The sequence below is a fragment of the Kineococcus sp. AC630 genome (assembly GCF_979255925.1).
Map to the genome: position 1 here is coordinate 1 of NZ_CEEDMJ010000021.1, position 15710 is coordinate 15710.

Genomic DNA, 15710 nt, shown 5'->3' on the forward strand with positions numbered 1-15710 from the left:
CCCGCAACCTCCTCCGCGGCCTCCCCGCCCGGGTCCTGCCCGCACCCCGCCGGGCCCCCTCGGTGCTCGCCGGCCGGGTCGGCGACCCGAACGGCGTCGCCCAGGGCCAGGAGGTCCCGCTCAAGCTGCTCGTGACGCTGGCGCTGCTGTCCGCGATCGGGCCGTTCGCCGTCGACATGTACCTGCCGACGTTCCCCGACCTCGCGGGCGACCTGTCCACCAGCGCGGCGCGGGTCCAGCTGACGCTCACCACCTTCATGCTCGGCATGGCCGCCGGGCAGCTCGTGCTCGGTCCGCTCTCCGACCGGCTCGGCCGTCGGAGGCTGCTGCTGGCCGGCTCGGCCGTCACGTTCCTCGCCGGGATCGTCTGCGCCCTGACGCCCTCCATCGGTGTCCTCGTGCTCGCCCGCCTCGTCCAGGGGTTGGCGGGAGCGGCCGGGCTCGTCATCGGCCGCGCCGTCGTCGCCGACCTCGCCACCGGGCGCACCGCCGCCCGCGCGTTCTCGACCCTCGGCGTCATCGGAGGCGTCGCCCCCGTGGTCGCGCCCCTGCTCGGAGGGCTCATCGCAGGCCACGGTGGCTGGCGCGGGATCTTCGGGGTCACCGCCCTCGCCGCGCTGGCGATGGTGGTCGCCGCGTACTTCCTCGTGCCCGAGACCCTCCCCCGCGAGCGCCGCCACGCCGGCGGGGTCCGCGACGTCGTGGTCACCGCCAAGGCCGTGCTGTCGCGCCGCGGCTACGTCGGCTACGTCGGGACCCTCGTCCTGGTCTTCGGGACGGTCTTCTCCTACGTGTCCGCCTCGCCGTTCGTCCTGCAGAACGTCGTCGGGCTCTCCACCGGGACCTACTCGCTGGTGTTCGCGACCAACGCCCTCGGCATCGCCGCGGGCGGCGCCGTCTCGACCCGCCTGCTGCGTCGCCACGGCCCGTCCCAGATCCTGGCCGCCGGCGTGCTGATCCAGGTCGTCTGCGCCGCGGGGTTGTTCACGACCGTGCTCGCCTTCCACGCCTGGACGCCGGCCGTGCTCGTGCTGCTGTGGTTCACCGTGTTCAGCTGCGGTCTGGTCTTCGGCAACGCCACGGCGCTCGCGGCCGACGAGGTGCGCTTCGCCTCCGGCACCGGGTCGGCGCTGCAGGGTGCGTTGCAGTTCACCATCGGTGCGCTGGTCTCCCCCGTGGTCGGGCTGGCCGGGGAGCACTCCGCGGTCCCGATGGTCACGACGATGCTCGGCTGCACCGGCGCCGCGGCGCTGATGCTGTTCCTCGTCGCGAAGCCGGCCCGACGGGCCCACGTCGACGCCTAGCGCGTCTCGAACCCCTCGACGCCCTCGGCGGGTCCCCAGTGGTCGATGACCCGGGTGACCCGCCCGGGGCGTTCGTGCGTCGAGGGGTCGGCGCGCAGCCGGGACAGCAGCGACTTCAGGGCCGGACGATCACCCTCCGCGAGGACCTCGACCCGTCCGTCCGGGGTGTTCGTCGCGGATCCGCTCAGCCCGAGTTCGCCGGCCTGGCGCTGCACCCACCACCGGAACCCGACGCCCTGGACGGAACCGGTCACCAGGGCTGTGAGTCGCTCCACCCCGTCACCGTACGACGCCACCTACGACGATCCGGCCGCTCAGGCGGCCGGGTCCTGCTCACCGCGCGACTGCTCCTTGGCGGGCTCGTCGTTCTCGTGCTGGCGCTGGTGCTGCACGGGCATCGCCCGGGTGAGCATCTCGGCGAGCCGCCAGGCCTCGGAGCGGTTCAGGTGCAGACCCATCTCCCGGTGGCTGCCGAGGCCGGAGTAGATGGCGACGCCGGCGAGGTTCGGTTCGGAGCCGTCGTCCTCGATGACGCTCAGGCAGAGCCAGGGCTTGATCCCGGGCCGGAAGTGCGCGAGCCGCATCGGCGGGACGTCGCGTTCCCCGATCAGGTAGGGCACGAGCATCCGCACGTAGGAGAGGTCGTAGACCTCGGCGCGCCCGTCGGCGCGCAGGATGACGTCGTTGCCCTTGATGCTCACGGACTCTGCCGCGGTCGCTCCCAGCTGCACCGGTCCAGTCCAGTGCATGCCGTGCGTGAACGCACCCCGAGCGGTGTCCCGATCTCGAACCGCGAGACGTGGAAGCCGGCGGTGGAGGGGTTCACGCGTAGGTCGTACCGCCGGAGACGCCGAAGAACTCCTCCATCGTCGTGACCCCCTTCGCCGCCATCTGAGCGACGAGGTCGGTCCCCACCCAGCGCCAGTGCCAGGGTTCGGGCGCGTAGCCGGTGACGTCGGTCTTGTCGTCGGGGTAGCGCCGGAGGAAGCCGAACCGGCCGGCGTTGGCGACGAGCCAGTCGTACTCGGGCGTCTGACCGAAGCAGTTCTCCAGGAGGCACCCGGGCCGGCTGCTGCCGCTGAAGTCGACGGCGAGGCCGGTCTGGTGCTCGCTGTAGCCGGGGCGGGCGGAGACGCTCTCGGCGCTCTCCACGCCGTCGCGGGCGACCGCGTTGTCGTGGACGTCCTGCTGGTGGGCTAGTGAGCGGAACCCGCTGGTCACCCCGAGGGACACCGTGGCCGACGTCGCCGCCGCCAGCAGCGCCCCCAGGTCGGCGGCGATCGTGCTCGCGACCTCCTTGCCGCCGACGACGGCGGTCTCCGGGGCGTAGTCGTGCGGGGCGATCGGGTGCTGCTTGTTCACGATGACCCACGGGCTGCCGGCCTCGGTGAGGGAGTGCGCGGGCGGGGTCGCGGGCGGGGCGGGCTGCGCGGCCGCGTCGTGGACGGCGGGGTCCCCGCCGGCCACTCCCACGGCGCCGGGTGAGTCGTCGGCTCCCCCGGCCCGCGCCGCGACGACCCCGATGCTCGTCCCGGCGGCGACGACCCCCACGAGCAGCGTCCGACGGGCCACGACGGCGCGGTGGCTGTAGCGACGCCGGCCGTCGGGCAGGACGTCGGGCGCGAAGGGGGACCGCCCGCTGCCTCGAGTCATGGGGCGATCCTTCCAGCCGTCACGGGCACGGCCCGGCACGGCGCGCGGGTGATCACGCCGTACCGGGCCGTTCGTCACGCTCTGCTTCTCAGGCGGTCACCGTGTGCTCACCGGCCGTGAGTTCCTGCTCGGTCCCGTTCGGCAGCCGCAGCAGTGCGGTCGTCCCGGCCGGCACCGTGACGTCGACGGTGAGCCCGCTCGGCTCGTCGCGCCAGTGGACCGCGAGACGGCCGTGCGGGGTCTCCAGCGCACCCCGCGCCCACGTGAGGCCACCGCCGGGCTGCGGGGCGATGAGCGAGCGGGCGTAGCCGGGCTCCAGCGGGGACAGACCCGCCACCACCCGGTGCATCCAGTCGGCCACGGCCCCCAGGGCGTAGTGGTTGAAGCTCGTCATCTGCCCCGGGTTGATCGTCCCGTCGGGCAGCATCGAGTCCCAGCGTTCCCAGACCGTCGTCGCCCCCATGGTCACCGGGTAGAGCCAGGACGGGCAGCCCTCCTCCAGCAGCAGCCGGTAGGCCTCCTCCAGGTGGCCGGTCGAGGTGAGGGCGTCGGTCACGTAGGGGGTTCCCGCGAACCCCGTGGAGACGCGGTAGCCGGCCTTGGCCACGACCTCGGCGAGCCGGTCGCCCGCCTTCGCCCGCACGTCGCCCTCGAGCAGCCCGAAGTCGATGGCCAGGGCGTAGACCGTGGCGCAGTCGGACCGGACCCGGCCGTCGGCCTCGACGTAGTGCTCGGTGAACGCGGTGCGCAGGCGGTCGGCCAGCGCGCCGAACTCCGCCACGTCCGCCGGCTTCCCGAGGACCTCCGCGATCCGGGCGAGCGTCCGGGCGCTGCGGTGGGCGGCGGCCGTCGACACCACGCCCTTGTCCGCCTTGGCCGCGGCCGGGTCGTCCGGCGGTGCGTCCGGGTCCAGCCAGTCGGCGAACTGGAACCCGGTGTCCCAGAGGTCGGTCGGGGACAGCAAGGACTCCACGCGGCGCACGTGGGCGACCGCGGCGGGGTAGGCCTCGGCCAGCGCCGCCTCGTCGCCGTAGGCCTGGTAGAGCGACCACGGCAGCCAGACCGCGACGTCGGACCAGAACGACGTCGAGTCGGGCGTGCCCCGCACCTCCTTGATGGGCGACCACTTCAGCACGTCCGGGACGACGTAGGGCGTGATGCCGTGGTTGTGGGCCTGCTCGGCGTCGAGGTCGCGCAACCAGTCCTGCAGGAACGTCGACACGTCGAAGAGGTAGGCGGCGCTGGGGCCGAACACCGCGAGGTCGCCGGTCCAGCCGAGCCGTTCGTCGCGCTGCGGGCAGTCGGTGGGGACGTCGAGGAAGTTCCCCTTCTGGCCCCAGACGACGTTGCGGTGGAGCTGGTTGACGAGTTCGTGGGAGCACTCGAACTCGCCCGTGCGGCGCAGTTCGGAGTGCACGACGACGGCTTCGAGGTCGGTCACGTCGAGGACCCCGGGCCAGCCCCCGACCTCGGCGTAGCGGAACCCGTGGAACGTGAACGTGGGTTCGAAGGTGTCGCGCCCGCCGGAGAGGACGAACCGGTCGGTCGCTTCGGCGGTGCGCAGCGGACGCACGCCGAGCTCGCCGTGCTCGAGGACCTCGGCGTGCCGGACGGTGATGGTCGAACCCGCCTCGCCCTGCACCGTGAAGCGCAACCAGCCGACGAGGTTCTGGCCGAAGTCGACGAGGGTCTGCCCGCTCGGCGACGTCGTCACCGCGACGGGTCGGACCACTTCCTGGCGACGCACGGGGGGCCCGAGGTGCTCGGTGAGGCGCCCGGTGTCGAACTCCGCGACGTGCACCCCGCTCCACCCGTCGGCGGGGCCGTCGAGCGCGGCCCAGCGGGGTTCCCGCAACCGGGCGTCGATCGTCTGACCGTCGTAGATCTGATCGGCCAGCACCGCCGAAGACCGCGCCTGCCAGTCGGCGCCGGTCGCGACGACCTGTTCGTGGCCGTCCGCGAAGGTGACCTCGAGCTGCGCGAAACCGCCGACGTCCTTCGAGTACAGCCCGCTCCTGCCGCTCCACGCGAGGCGCCCGACGGCCCATCCGTTGCCCAGCGCCAGGCCGAGGACGTGGTCCCCCGCGGTGAGGCGCGACGTCACGTCGTGGCTGACGTAGCGCAACCGCCACTCGTAGCTGCTCCAGCCCGGGGTGAGGACGTCCTCGCCCACGGGTTCACCGTCGAGCTGGGGTTCCACCACCCCGAGGGCACTGACGTGCAGGACGGCCGAGGTCACCTCCCCGTGGCCCTCGTCGAGGGTGAAGCGCGTGCGCAACAACGGAGCCTGGTCGACCTCGTCGGCGACGATCATCGCCGCCTGCCAGCGTGGGGTCATGGGGGTGCTTCCTCCTGCGGTGCGACGGTGGGGCCGGGTTCAGCCCTTGACGGCGCCGGACGTCATGCCGGCGACGATCTGACGGTTGAAGAACAGGTACATGAGCAACGGCGGGATGGTGATGAGCAGGATGTCCATGAACAGCAGGTTGTAGGAGTTCAGGTTCTGGCTCTGGAAGTTGAACAAGGTCAGCTGGACCGTCGCGTTGTCGTCACCGGGCGCGAAGTACAGCGGGTTGGTGAAGTCGTTGAAGATGTTCACCGACTGCACGACGATGATCGTCACCGTGACCGGTCGCAGCAGCGGCAGGATCACCCGGAAGAACAAACGGAAGGGACCCGCACCGTCGAGGATCGCGGCCTCGTCGAGCTCGCGGGGAACCGTACCCAGGAAGGCCCGGAACAGCAGGATCGTGAACGAGAGCCCGTAGGCGATCTCCACGAAGATCAGGCCCGGCATCCCGCCGAACAACCCCAGCTTCTGCAGCACCCAGATCGTCGGGACGATGGCCGGCGGCATGATGAGCCCGGCCAGCACGAGGAAGCTCACCACCGAGGTCAGCCGGCTCTTGCGGCGCTGCAGCACGAAGGCGACCATCGCCCCCAGGATCACGAGGGCGGTCACCGAGACGACGGTGAGGACCGTGGAGTTGATGAACGCGATGACCAGGATGTAGTCGCGCGTCTGGAGGACCGTCGTGAAGTTCTGCACGAGGTCGAAGTTCCGTGGCCAGGCCAGCGCGAACTCCCCGGCCTGCTGGGCGTCCATCACAGCCGTGAGGACGATGAACGCGAACGGCACGAGGAAGACGACGACACTGGCCACGATGGCCACCCCGCCGAGCCCGTAGCGGGCCAGGGTCCGGTTCACAGGTCCACCTCACGCTTCGCCATGAACCGGGTCAACGGGATCACGATCGCGGTGACCGCGATGAACAGGATCACGTTGCCCGCCGTCGAGAGGCCGTAGAAACCGGCCTGGTACTGCTTGTAGATCACCGACGCGATCACGTCGGAGGTGAAACCCGGACCGCCCTTCGTCATGGCCCAGATCAGGTCGAAGGACCGCAGGCCGCCGATGAGCGAGAGCGTCACGACGGTGGACGTCGCGGGCCAGGACAACGGCAGGACGATGTTGCGGAACGACGCCCACGGCCCGGCCCCGTCGACCTTCGCCGCCTCACGGTACTCGTTGGGGATCGAGACGATCCCGGCCATGTAGATGACCGTGGCGAGCCCGACGCCCTTCCAGACGTCCACGAGCGCGACGGAGAACAGGGCGAGCGAGGGGTTCGTCAACCAGCCCGGCCCGTCGAGGCCGACCATCCCCAGGACGTGGTTGATGACGCCCTTGCTGGGGTGCATCAGGACCTGGAAGGTGATGCCGACCCCGACCGTCGACACCAGCACCGGGAAGAACACGACCGAGCGGAGGTATCCGCGGCCGACGATCTGCGACGTCAGCAACAACCCCAGGGCCATCCCCAGCACGACCTTCGCGCCCGAGGTGATGACCGCGTAGACCAGGGTGTTCACGAAGCCCTTCGTCAGCGCGGGTTCGGAGAAGAACTGCCGGAAGTTGTCGAACCCGATGAACTCACTGGTGAAGATCGTCCACCGGGTGAGGCTGAAGTAGAACGACAGCAACGTGGGGATGAGGAAGAGCAGGCCGTAGACGACGGCCGCCGGCAGGTAGAACCAGTTCGGGTAGAAGCTGCGTCGACGCCCACCACGACGCTCGCCGCGGGGGGCGTGGACGCGCGCCTTCGGCGAGTCCGTGCTGACGGTCGTCGACACGTCCGTCACCAGCCCGCGAGGCCGAGTTGCTGGGCCTGCTTCTCGACGTCCTGGTCGTACAGCTTCGCGGCGTCGGCGGCCGAGCTGATGCCCGAGCCCACCTGCACGCAGAGCTGCTCCAGGTTCGGCCCCTTGACCGGGGACAGGAACTCCAGCGCCGGGGACTGCTTGTCGGCGTCGAAGTAGGCCTGGACGTCCTTGGTCACCTGGGGAACGTCCGCCGGCAACGTGCAACCCTCGACCAGGTACGGACCGGTGGGCGGGCTGGCGGAAGTCTGCGCCTCGCAACCGGCCGGGCTGGCCACGAAGGCCAGGAACTTCTTCGCGGCGCTCAGCTGGTCCCCCTTCGTCGTGGCCGGGATGTAGACGGCGTTCGGGAACCAGGCCGTGAGCCCGTTCGCCGCGGCGTCGGTCCCCGGCAGCGCGAAGAAGCCGATGTCGTTCACCTTGTCCGGCGACGCCGCGGCGAGGGTCGTGATGTTGCTGGAGAGGATCGGGTACATCGCCCCCGTGCCGTCGGCGAGCATCCGCATGCCGTCCGGCACCTTGGCGGAGGCGTAGTCGGGGTTCTCGTACCCCTTCTCGTAGACCTCCTGCAGGTGCTGGAACCCCGCCTCCGCCACCGGGTCGGTGGCGTACTTGGCCTTGTTCGCCGTGTAGTCGGCGGCCCAGTTCGGCTTCGCCGCGGCAACGTTGTGGAAGTCGCCGAGCACGAAGAGCTGCGCCGTCCAGGTCTCGCCGTAGGTCTGGACGACCGGCGTGATGCCGGCGGCCTTGATCTTGTCGCTGACGCTGAGGAACTCGGCCCAGGTGGTCGGGACGCTCAGACCGAGCTGCTCGAAGACCTTCTTGTTGTACATGACCCCGCCACCGAAGGCGGTTCCGTAGGGGACCCCGTAGACGTCGTTGCCCACCGACACCTGCGGTGTGAACGCCTCGTCGACCTTCGCCACCGAGGCGTCGCCCGTGAGCTTCGCCAGGTTCTTCTCCGGTGCGATCTGCTGGAACAGCGAGCCGGAGTTGTAGTCGAAGACGTCGGGCATGCTGCCGGTCTGCAACCGGGTCTTGACGAGGTTGTCGCCCTCGGTCCCCGCCGGCTTGCCGTCGAGCTTGACGGTGATGTCGGGGTTCTCCTTCTCGAAGGCGGTCACGACGGCCTTCGCGGTGGCCTGCGCCGTCTCGTCGACCCCCGTGAGCCAGGTGATGGTCGTGCCTCCGGCGCTGTCGTCGGAGGTCGAGCCCAGGCTGCCCGCACTGCAGGCGGTCAGCGGCGCCAGGGTCAGGACGACGGCCAGGGCGAGGGCGCGACGCAACGGTCGGACGCGGTGTGGATCGTGTGTCATGGACGTCTCCTCTTCGAGACTGCAGCCGGCGGCAGTGCCGGCACTTCTCCGCCTGACACGATTCAAAGCGGCACCCAGAGTCTGGAGACCGAAGGCGCCAGGAGTCAAGCACCGGGCCGTCACATTCCCGGATCGTTTTCGCAGGTCAGGGCGGAATGCGCTTACCCGCCCGAGGGCGTGGACCAAGGCCCGAAACGTCGACCGCCTCGGCTGGCAGCGTGCGCGACGCACCTTGTGAAACGTGTCAAAGTCCCGCTATCGTGACCGGACCCCCGATGGAGTGGAGTCCCCATGAACGAGACACAGGTCCTCGCCGCCCTGCGCGAGCAGACGATCGAACTCCCCAGCTGGGCGTTCGGGAACTCCGGCACCCGCTTCAAGGTGTTCGGCACCCCCGGAACCCCCCGCGACCCCTTCGAGAAGCTCAGCGACGCCGCCCAGGTGCACCGCTACACGGGCATCGCCCCCCGCGTCTCCCTGCACATCCCCTGGGACCTCGTCGACGACTACGGCAAGCTCGCCGCCCACGCCGCCGACCTCGGCGTCACCATCGGCATGATCAACTCCAACCTCTTCCAGGACGACGAGTACAAGCTCGGCTCCCTGACCCACACCGACCCGAAGGTGCGCGCCAAGGCCGTCGCCCACCACGCGCAGTGCATCGACGTCATGCGCGCCACCGGGTCCAAGGAACTCAAGCTGTGGCTCCCGGACGGCACCAACTACCCCGGCCAGGACGACCTGCGGGACCGCCAGGACCGCCTCGCGGAGTCCCTGCAGCAGATCTACGCCCTCCTCGACGACGACCACCGCCTCGTCCTGGAGTACAAGTTCTTCGAACCCGCCTTCTACTCCACCGACGTCCCCGACTGGGGCACCTCGCTGCTGCACTGCCTCGCACTCGGCGAGAGGGCCAAGGTCGTCCTGGACACCGGGCACCACGCCCCCGGCACCAACATCGAGTTCATCGTCGTCCAGCTGCTGCGCCAGGGCCGCCTCGGCGCGTTCGACTTCAACTCCCGCTTCTACGCCGACGACGACCTCATGGCCGGCGCCGCGGACCCCTTCCAGCTGTTCCGGATCATGTACGAGATCGTCCGCTCCGACGCCCTGCGCCCGGACCCCGCCTGGGATCCCGCTGGTGCGGGCGTGAACTTCATGCTCGACCAGTGCCACAACGTCGAGGACAAGATCCCCGGCCAGATCCGTTCCGTCACCAACGTCCAGCAGGCCACCGCCAAGGCCCTGCTCGTCGACCGCGACGCGCTGCGCACCGCCCAGCAGGCCGGCGACGTCCTCGCCGCCAACGACGTGTTCATGGACGCGTACCACACCGACGTCCGCCCCCTCCTCGCCGGACTGCGCGAGGAGATGGGCCTGGACCCGGACCCGATGGCCGCGTTCAAGGCCTCGGGCTACCTCGCACGGATCGCCGCCGAACGCATCGGGGGCCAGCAGGCTGGATGGGGAGCATGAGTCCTGCAGGACGGACCACGGTCGAGGAACTGATCGCCCGCTCGAACACCCTGGGGGCCGACCCGCGGTTCACCAACTACGCCGGCGGGAACACCTCCGCCAAGGGCAGCGCCACCGACCCCGTCACCGGCACCGACGTGGAACTGCTGTGGGTCAAGGGATCCGGCGGTGACCTCGGAACGCTCACCGAGCAGGGCCTGGCCGTCCTGCGCCTGGACCGCGTCCGCGCTCTGAAGGACGTCTACCCCGGTCTGGACCGCGAGGACGAGATGGTCGCCGCGTTCGACTACTGCCTGCACGGCAAGGGCGGCGCCGCCCCGTCCATCGACACCGCGATGCACGCCCTGGTCGACGCCACTCACGTCGACCACCTCCACCCCGACGCCGGCATCGCCCTGGCCTGCGCCACCGACGGGGAGAAGCTGACCGAACAGGTCTACGGCGACAAGGTCGTCTGGGTCCCGTGGCGCCGTCCGGGGTTCCAGCTCGGCCTCGACATCGCCGCGATCAAGGACGCCAACCCCCAGGCGGTGGGCACGATCCTCGGCGGGCACGGCATCACCGCCTGGGGCGACACCTCGGCGGAAGCCGAGGCGAACTCCCGGTGGATCATCGAGACCGCTGAGGCGTTCCTGGCGCAGAACTCCCGCCCGCAACCCTTCGGCCCCGTGCTGGCCGGCCACGAGGCCCTGGAACCCGCAGTGCGCCGGGCCCGGGCCGCCGCCCTGGCGCCGGTGATCCGCGGGATCGCCTCCCGCGACAAGCCCCAGGTCGGTCACTTCAGCGACGCCGACGTGGTCCTGGACTTCCTCTCCCGCACCGAGCACCCCCGCCTGGCCGCGCTCGGCACGTCCTGCCCGGACCACTTCCTGCGCACCAAGGTGAAACCCCTTCTCCTCGACCTGCCCCCGACGACCGACCTCGAGACCACGATCGCGCGGTTGCAGGAACTGCACGAGGACTACCGGGCCGACTACCAGGCCTACTACGACCGCCACGCCGACGGTTCGAGCCCGGCGATCCGCGGCGCCGACCCGCTCGTCGTGCTCGTCCCCGGGGTCGGGATGTTCTCCTACGGCAAGGACGCCCAGACCGCCCGCGTCGCGGGCGAGTTCTACGTCAACGCCATCAACGTCATGCGGGGCGCCGAAGGGGTCTCCAGCTACGCCCCCATCGACGAGGCGGAGAAGTTCCGCATCGAGTACTGGGCCCTGGAGGAGGCCAAGCTCCAGCGGATGCCGAAGCCGAAACCCCTGGCCACCCGCATCGCCCTGGTCACCGGTGCCGCCTCCGGCATCGGGAAGGCCATCGCCACCCGCCTGGCCACCGAGGGCGCCTGCGTCGTCATCGCCGACCTGGACCTGGCCACAGCCCGGGCCGCGGCAGCCGAGCTGGGATCGTCCGACGTCGCGGTCGGGGTCGCGGCCGACGTCTCCGACCCCGACGCCGTGAAGGCCGCGGTCGATCAGGCCGTCCTGGCCTTCGGCGGTCTCGACCTCGTCGTGAACAACGCCGGGTTGTCGATCTCGAAGCCGTTGCTGGAGACCACCGAGAAGGACTGGGACCTGCAGCACGCCGTCATGGCCAAAGGTTCCTTCCTGGTCGCCCAGGCCGCGGCCCGCGTCCTCATCGCCCAGGGCCTCGGCGGTGACATCGTCTACATCGCCTCCAAGAACTCCGTCTTCGCCGGCCCGAACAACATCGCCTACTCCGCGGTGAAGGCCGACCAGGCCCACCAGGTCCGCCTCCTCGCCGCGGAACTCGGTGAGCACGGCATCAAGGTCAACGGGGTGAACCCCGACGGGGTCGTCCGCGGGTCGGGCATCTTCGCCGGCGGGTGGGGCGCCTCGCGGGCCAAGACCTACGGCATCGAGGAGGAGGACCTCGGGAAGTTCTACGCCCAGCGCACCCTGCTCAAGCGCGAGGTCCTGCCCGAGCACGTGGCCAACGCGGTGTTCGTCCTCACCGCCGGCGAACTCAGCCACACGACCGGTCTGCACGTCCCCGTCGACGCCGGCGTCGCCGCCGCGTTCCTCCGATAGGAGCCCGAACGATGTCCGTCCACATCGCGGTGGACCTCGGCGCCTCGAGCGGCCGGGTGATGCTCGGCACGGCCGCACCCGGCGTGCTCCACCTGGAAGAGCTGCACCGCTTTCCCAACGGCCCGATCCCGGTCAACGGCGGGCTGGTCACCGACGCCGTCGGCCTGTGGCAGCAGGTCCTCGTCGGTCTGCGCGCCGTCGCCCGCACGAACCCCGGGGCGAGCACCGTGGCCGTCGACACCTGGGCCGTCGACTACGGCCTGCTGGCCCCCGACGGGACGCTGCTGGGGACCCCCCGGCACTACCGCGACCCCCGGACCGAGGGGGTCGCCGAGCGTGTCCTGGCCCGGGTTCCCGGGGCGGAGCTCTACCGGCGCAACGGTCTGCAGCACCTGCCGTTCACGACGATCTACCAGCTGATCGCCGAGGCGGACGGGCCGCTGCTGGGCGCGGCGTCCGACGCGTTGCTGCTCCCGGACCTCTTCGGGTTCTGGCTGTCCGGCGTCCGCGGTGCGGAGGCCACCAACGTCTCGACGACGGGCCTGGCCGACGTCGCGACCGGACGCTGGGCCGACGACCTCGTGGACCTCGCCGGGCTCGCGCGGACGCTGCTGCCGCCCGTGCACGACCCGGGAACCGTCCTGGGAACCCTGCGTTCCGACGTGCTCGACGCCACGGGACTGGACCCCGGAACCCGCCTCGTGGCGGTCGGTTCGCACGACACGGCCTCGGCCGTGGTCGCCGTCCCGGCCGCGGACGACGACTTCGCCTACATCGCGTGCGGGACGTGGGGCCTGGTCGGCGTCGAACTAGGACACCCCGTCGTCTCGGCGGAGTCGTTCGCGGCGAACTTCACCAACGAACGCGGCGTGGACGACCGGATCCGCTACCTGCGCAACGTCATGGGCCTGTGGGTCCTGCAGCAGTGCGTCGCCGAGTGGTCCGCGCGGGACCGGGTCGACCTGAGCGAGCTCCTCGCCGCCGCGGCGGAGGTCCCGCCGGGCGGACCGGTGATCGACATCGACGACGCCCGCTTCCTGGCCCCCGGGCCGATGGTCGAACGGGTCGCCGCGGCGGTGGCGGAGTCCGGGCGCCGTCCCCCGGTGGACCCCGCCGAGGTCGTGCGCTGCGTGCTGGAGAGCCTGGCTGACGCGTTCGCCCGCACCGTCGCCGACGCGGTCCGGTTGTCCGGCCACCCCGTGCGCGTCGTCCACCTCGTCGGCGGGGGGGCCCGCAACGCCCTGCTCTGCCGCCTCACCGCGAACGCCTGCGGACTGCCGGTCGTCGCGGGGCCCGTGGAGGCCACCGCCCTGGGCAACGTCCTGGTCCAGGCCCGCGCGGCCGGGGACCTGTCCGGGTCCCTGGAGGCGCTGCGGTCCCTGGTGCGCCAGACTGCCGACCTCACCACCTACGTCCCGGATCGCACCACCGCAGGAGTGTCGTGAAACGTCAGGTCCCCAACGCCCGCGAGATCCTGGAGCTGGTGCAGTTCAAGAAGCCGGAACTCGACGGCCGCAAACGCCGCCTCGAGTCCGCGCTCACCATCGAGGACCTGCGTCACATCGCCAAGCGCCGGACCCCGCGCGCCGCCTTCGACTACACCGACGGTTCCGCCGAGGGCGAGATCTCCCTCGCCCGCGCCCGCCAGGCGTTCTCCGACGTGGAGTTCCACCCCTCGATCCTGCACGACGTCTCCACGGTCGACACCTCCACCACGATCTTCGGCGGCCCCTCGGCCCTGCCCTTCGGCATCGCCCCCACCGGCTTCACCCGTCTCATGCAGACCGAGGGCGAGACCGCCGGAGCCGGCGCCGCCGGGGCGGCCGGCATCCCCTTCACCCTCTCCACCCTGGGCACCACCTCCATCGAGCACGTGAAGGCCGCCAACCCCACGGGCCGCAACTGGTTCCAGCTCTACGTCATGCGCCAGCGCGAGATCTCCTACGGCCTCGTCGAACGCGCCGCGAAGGCCGGTTTCGACACCCTGATGTTCACCGTCGACACCCCCATCGCCGGAGCCCGCCTGCGCGACAAGCGCAACGGCTTCTCCATCCCGCCCCAGCTCACCGCCTCCACCATCCTCGACACGATGACCCGGCCCTGGTGGTGGTTCGACTTCCTCACCACCACCAAGCTCGAGTTCGCCTCCCTCACCGAGACCGGCGGCACCGTGGGGGAACTCCTCGACTACGCGATGGACCCCTCCATCGACTACGGCGACCTCGAGACCATCCGCGGCATGTGGCCCGGGAAGCTCGTCATCAAGGGCGTCCAGAACGTGGCGGACGCCAAGAAGCTCGTCGACCTCGGCGTGGACGGGATCATCCTGTCCAACCACGGAGGCCGCCAGCTCGACCGCGCCCCCATCCCCTTCCACCTCCTGCCCGAGGTGGTCCGCGAGGTCGGCCACCACACCGAGGTCGTCATCGACACCGGCATCATGAACGGAGCCGACGTCGTCGCCTCCCTCGCGATGGGTGCGAAGTTCACCCTCGTCGGGCGTGCCTACCTCTACGGCCTCATGGCCGGTGGACGTCAGGGCGTCGACCGCGCGATCCAGATCCTCACCGAGCAGGTCGTGCGGACGATGAAGCTCCTCGAGGTCGCCGACGTCTCCGAGCTCGGACCCCAGCACGTCACCCAGCTGGAGCGACTCGTTCCCCGCGCCCGCCCGTGAGGGTCGCCGCGTGGGCGTCGACCACGGCCTGGAGCAGTCCCGGGAAGCGGTCGTCCAGGTCGGCGCGGCGCAGGGTGTTGAGGATGGCCGTTCCGCGGTAGCGCTGGTCGATGACGCCGGCCTCCCGCAGGACCCGGAAGTGGTGCGTCGAGGTCGACCTGGTCACGGGGAGGTCGAACGCGATGCAGGCCTGGTCGTCGTGCCCCCCGGCCAGCTGCGCCACGATGCGCCGCCGGACGGGGTCGGCCAGGGCCGCCAGCACGGCGTCGAGGGAGAACCGCTCCTTCTCGGGGTGCTCCAGGGTCCGCACTCTCGCTCCTCTCCGTTCCGCAGGTGGGTGCTACGGTCTTCGTCGTACTACGACAACCATCGTACGACGCCGGGGACCCCGTCCGGCTGGAGGAGGTTCCCGTGAAGGTGTTCCAGATCGGTGCCGCCGGCGGCGTCGGACGTCGACTCAGCGCCCTGCTCGTCGCCCGGGGCGTCGAGGTCAGCGGGATGCACCGCGCCGGGGCGCAGGCCGCGACCATCGCCGAGCAGGGTGCGACCCCCGTCGCCGGTGACCTCGTCGCCGACAGCGTGGACGAGCTCGCCGCGAAGCTGGCCGGGCACGACGCCGTGGTGTTCAGCGCCGGGGCCCACGGGACGGGCCGGGACCAGACGAGCGCCATCGACGGCGAGGGAGTGGTCAAGGCCGCCGCGGCCGCCGCGCAGGCTGGGGTGTCCCGGTTCCTGCTGGTCTCGGTGTTCCCCGAGGCCGGGCGCGGGGGCGATCTCGGTGAGGGGTTCGAGCACTACGTGCGGGTCAAGAAGGACGCCGACGCGCACCTCGCCGCCACCGACCTCGACTGGCTGATCGTGCGCCCCGGGACCCTGGTGGACTCCCCCGGGACGGGCACGGTCGCCGCGCGGGCAGCCCTGGCGTACGGGGACGTGCCGCGCGACGACGTGGCCGCGTTCCTCGACGCGGCCCTGGCCGAACCCCGGCTGAACCGCTCCGTGGTGGAACTCACCGCCGGTCCCACCCCGGTCGCCGACGCCGTCGCCGCGCTGATCCCCCGGGCCGCTCGTCGGTGATCGC

General features: G+C 71.1%; 14 protein-coding genes. 6 read left to right on the forward strand and 8 right to left on the reverse strand.

Translation table 11 applies throughout. From position 1 onward, the window contains the following. A partial coding sequence (locus AC0I8G_RS20075) for a multidrug effflux MFS transporter (protein ID WP_471731520.1) occupies positions 1 to 1304 on the forward strand: 1304 nt, incomplete at its 5' end. Here AC0I8G_RS20075 and AC0I8G_RS20080 read toward each other — a convergent pair. The 7 genes from AC0I8G_RS20080 to AC0I8G_RS20110 all read right to left on the reverse strand — a co-directional run bounded on the left by AC0I8G_RS20080 (position 1301) and on the right by AC0I8G_RS20110 (position 8434). Next, positions 1301 to 1579, reverse strand: a complete 279-nt coding sequence (locus AC0I8G_RS20080) for an acylphosphatase (RefSeq protein ID WP_380161540.1) — start codon at positions 1577 to 1579, stop codon at positions 1301 to 1303. The genes AC0I8G_RS20075 and AC0I8G_RS20080 overlap by 4 nt on opposite strands. A 39-nt stretch (positions 1580 to 1618) precedes the next feature. After that, positions 1619 to 2035 carry a hypothetical protein gene (locus tag AC0I8G_RS20085; RefSeq protein WP_471731521.1) on the reverse strand — a complete coding sequence of 139 codons (417 nt, stop codon included), beginning with the start codon at positions 2033 to 2035 and terminating at the stop codon, positions 1619 to 1621. A 91-nt stretch (positions 2036 to 2126) separates the two neighbouring features. After that, positions 2127 to 2957, reverse strand: coding sequence for a M15 family metallopeptidase (locus AC0I8G_RS20090; RefSeq protein ID WP_471731522.1), 831 nt, complete (start codon positions 2955 to 2957; stop codon positions 2127 to 2129). Positions 2958 to 3045: 88 nt separating this feature from the next. Beyond that, complete coding sequence (locus tag AC0I8G_RS20095; RefSeq protein ID WP_471731523.1) at positions 3046 to 5295, reverse strand: family 78 glycoside hydrolase catalytic domain; 2250 nt, start codon at positions 5293 to 5295, stop codon at positions 3046 to 3048. A gap of 39 nt (positions 5296 to 5334) precedes the next feature. Then, positions 5335 to 6165 (reverse strand): carbohydrate ABC transporter permease, encoded by an 831-nt coding sequence (locus AC0I8G_RS20100; protein WP_471731524.1) that lies wholly within the window; start codon positions 6163 to 6165, stop codon positions 5335 to 5337. Continuing rightward, on the reverse strand, positions 6162 to 7091 hold the full coding sequence (locus AC0I8G_RS20105; RefSeq protein WP_471731525.1) for a carbohydrate ABC transporter permease: 930 nt from the start codon (positions 7089 to 7091) through the stop codon (positions 6162 to 6164). Before AC0I8G_RS20105 ends, AC0I8G_RS20100 begins: the two co-directional genes overlap by 4 nt. A gap of 5 nt (positions 7092 to 7096) precedes the next feature. Beyond that, positions 7097 to 8434, reverse strand: a complete 1338-nt coding sequence (locus AC0I8G_RS20110) for an ABC transporter substrate-binding protein (RefSeq protein ID WP_471731526.1) — start codon at positions 8432 to 8434, stop codon at positions 7097 to 7099. Between the two features lie 291 nt (positions 8435 to 8725). Here AC0I8G_RS20110 and rhaI point away from each other — a divergent pair, with 291 nt between their 5' ends. From rhaI to AC0I8G_RS20130, 4 genes are read left to right on the forward strand one after another with little or no spacing between them, the layout of a single operon-like run. Next, entirely contained in the window at positions 8726 to 9910 is a 1185-nt protein-coding gene (gene rhaI, locus AC0I8G_RS20115; protein ID WP_471731527.1) for an L-rhamnose isomerase, read from the forward strand. Beyond that, the gene (locus AC0I8G_RS20120) at positions 9898 to 11952 is read left to right on the forward strand and encodes a bifunctional aldolase/short-chain dehydrogenase (RefSeq protein ID WP_471731528.1); all 2055 of its coding nucleotides are present in this window, start codon (positions 9898 to 9900) and stop codon (positions 11950 to 11952) included. Before rhaI ends, AC0I8G_RS20120 begins: the two co-directional genes overlap by 13 nt. A gap of 11 nt (positions 11953 to 11963) precedes the next feature. After that, complete coding sequence (locus AC0I8G_RS20125; RefSeq protein WP_471731529.1) at positions 11964 to 13397, forward strand: rhamnulokinase; 1434 nt, start codon at positions 11964 to 11966, stop codon at positions 13395 to 13397. Beyond that, positions 13394 to 14629 carry an alpha-hydroxy acid oxidase gene (locus tag AC0I8G_RS20130; RefSeq protein WP_471731530.1) on the forward strand — a complete coding sequence of 412 codons (1236 nt, stop codon included), beginning with the start codon at positions 13394 to 13396 and terminating at the stop codon, positions 14627 to 14629. Before AC0I8G_RS20125 ends, AC0I8G_RS20130 begins: the two co-directional genes overlap by 4 nt. On the opposite strand, the gene AC0I8G_RS20135 is transcribed toward AC0I8G_RS20130, so the two are convergent. Beyond that, positions 14589 to 14939: an ArsR/SmtB family transcription factor gene (locus AC0I8G_RS20135; RefSeq protein ID WP_471731531.1), complete on the reverse strand. Its 351-nt coding sequence runs from the start codon at positions 14937 to 14939 to the stop codon at positions 14589 to 14591. The two genes, AC0I8G_RS20130 and AC0I8G_RS20135, sit on opposite strands and share 41 nt — an antisense overlap. Before the next feature lie 101 nt (positions 14940 to 15040). Between AC0I8G_RS20135 and AC0I8G_RS20140 the strand changes: the two genes are divergently transcribed. Continuing rightward, positions 15041 to 15706, forward strand: a complete 666-nt coding sequence (locus tag AC0I8G_RS20140) for an NAD(P)H-binding protein (RefSeq protein WP_471731532.1) — start codon at positions 15041 to 15043, stop codon at positions 15704 to 15706. Positions 15707 to 15710: the final 4 nt, after the last annotated feature.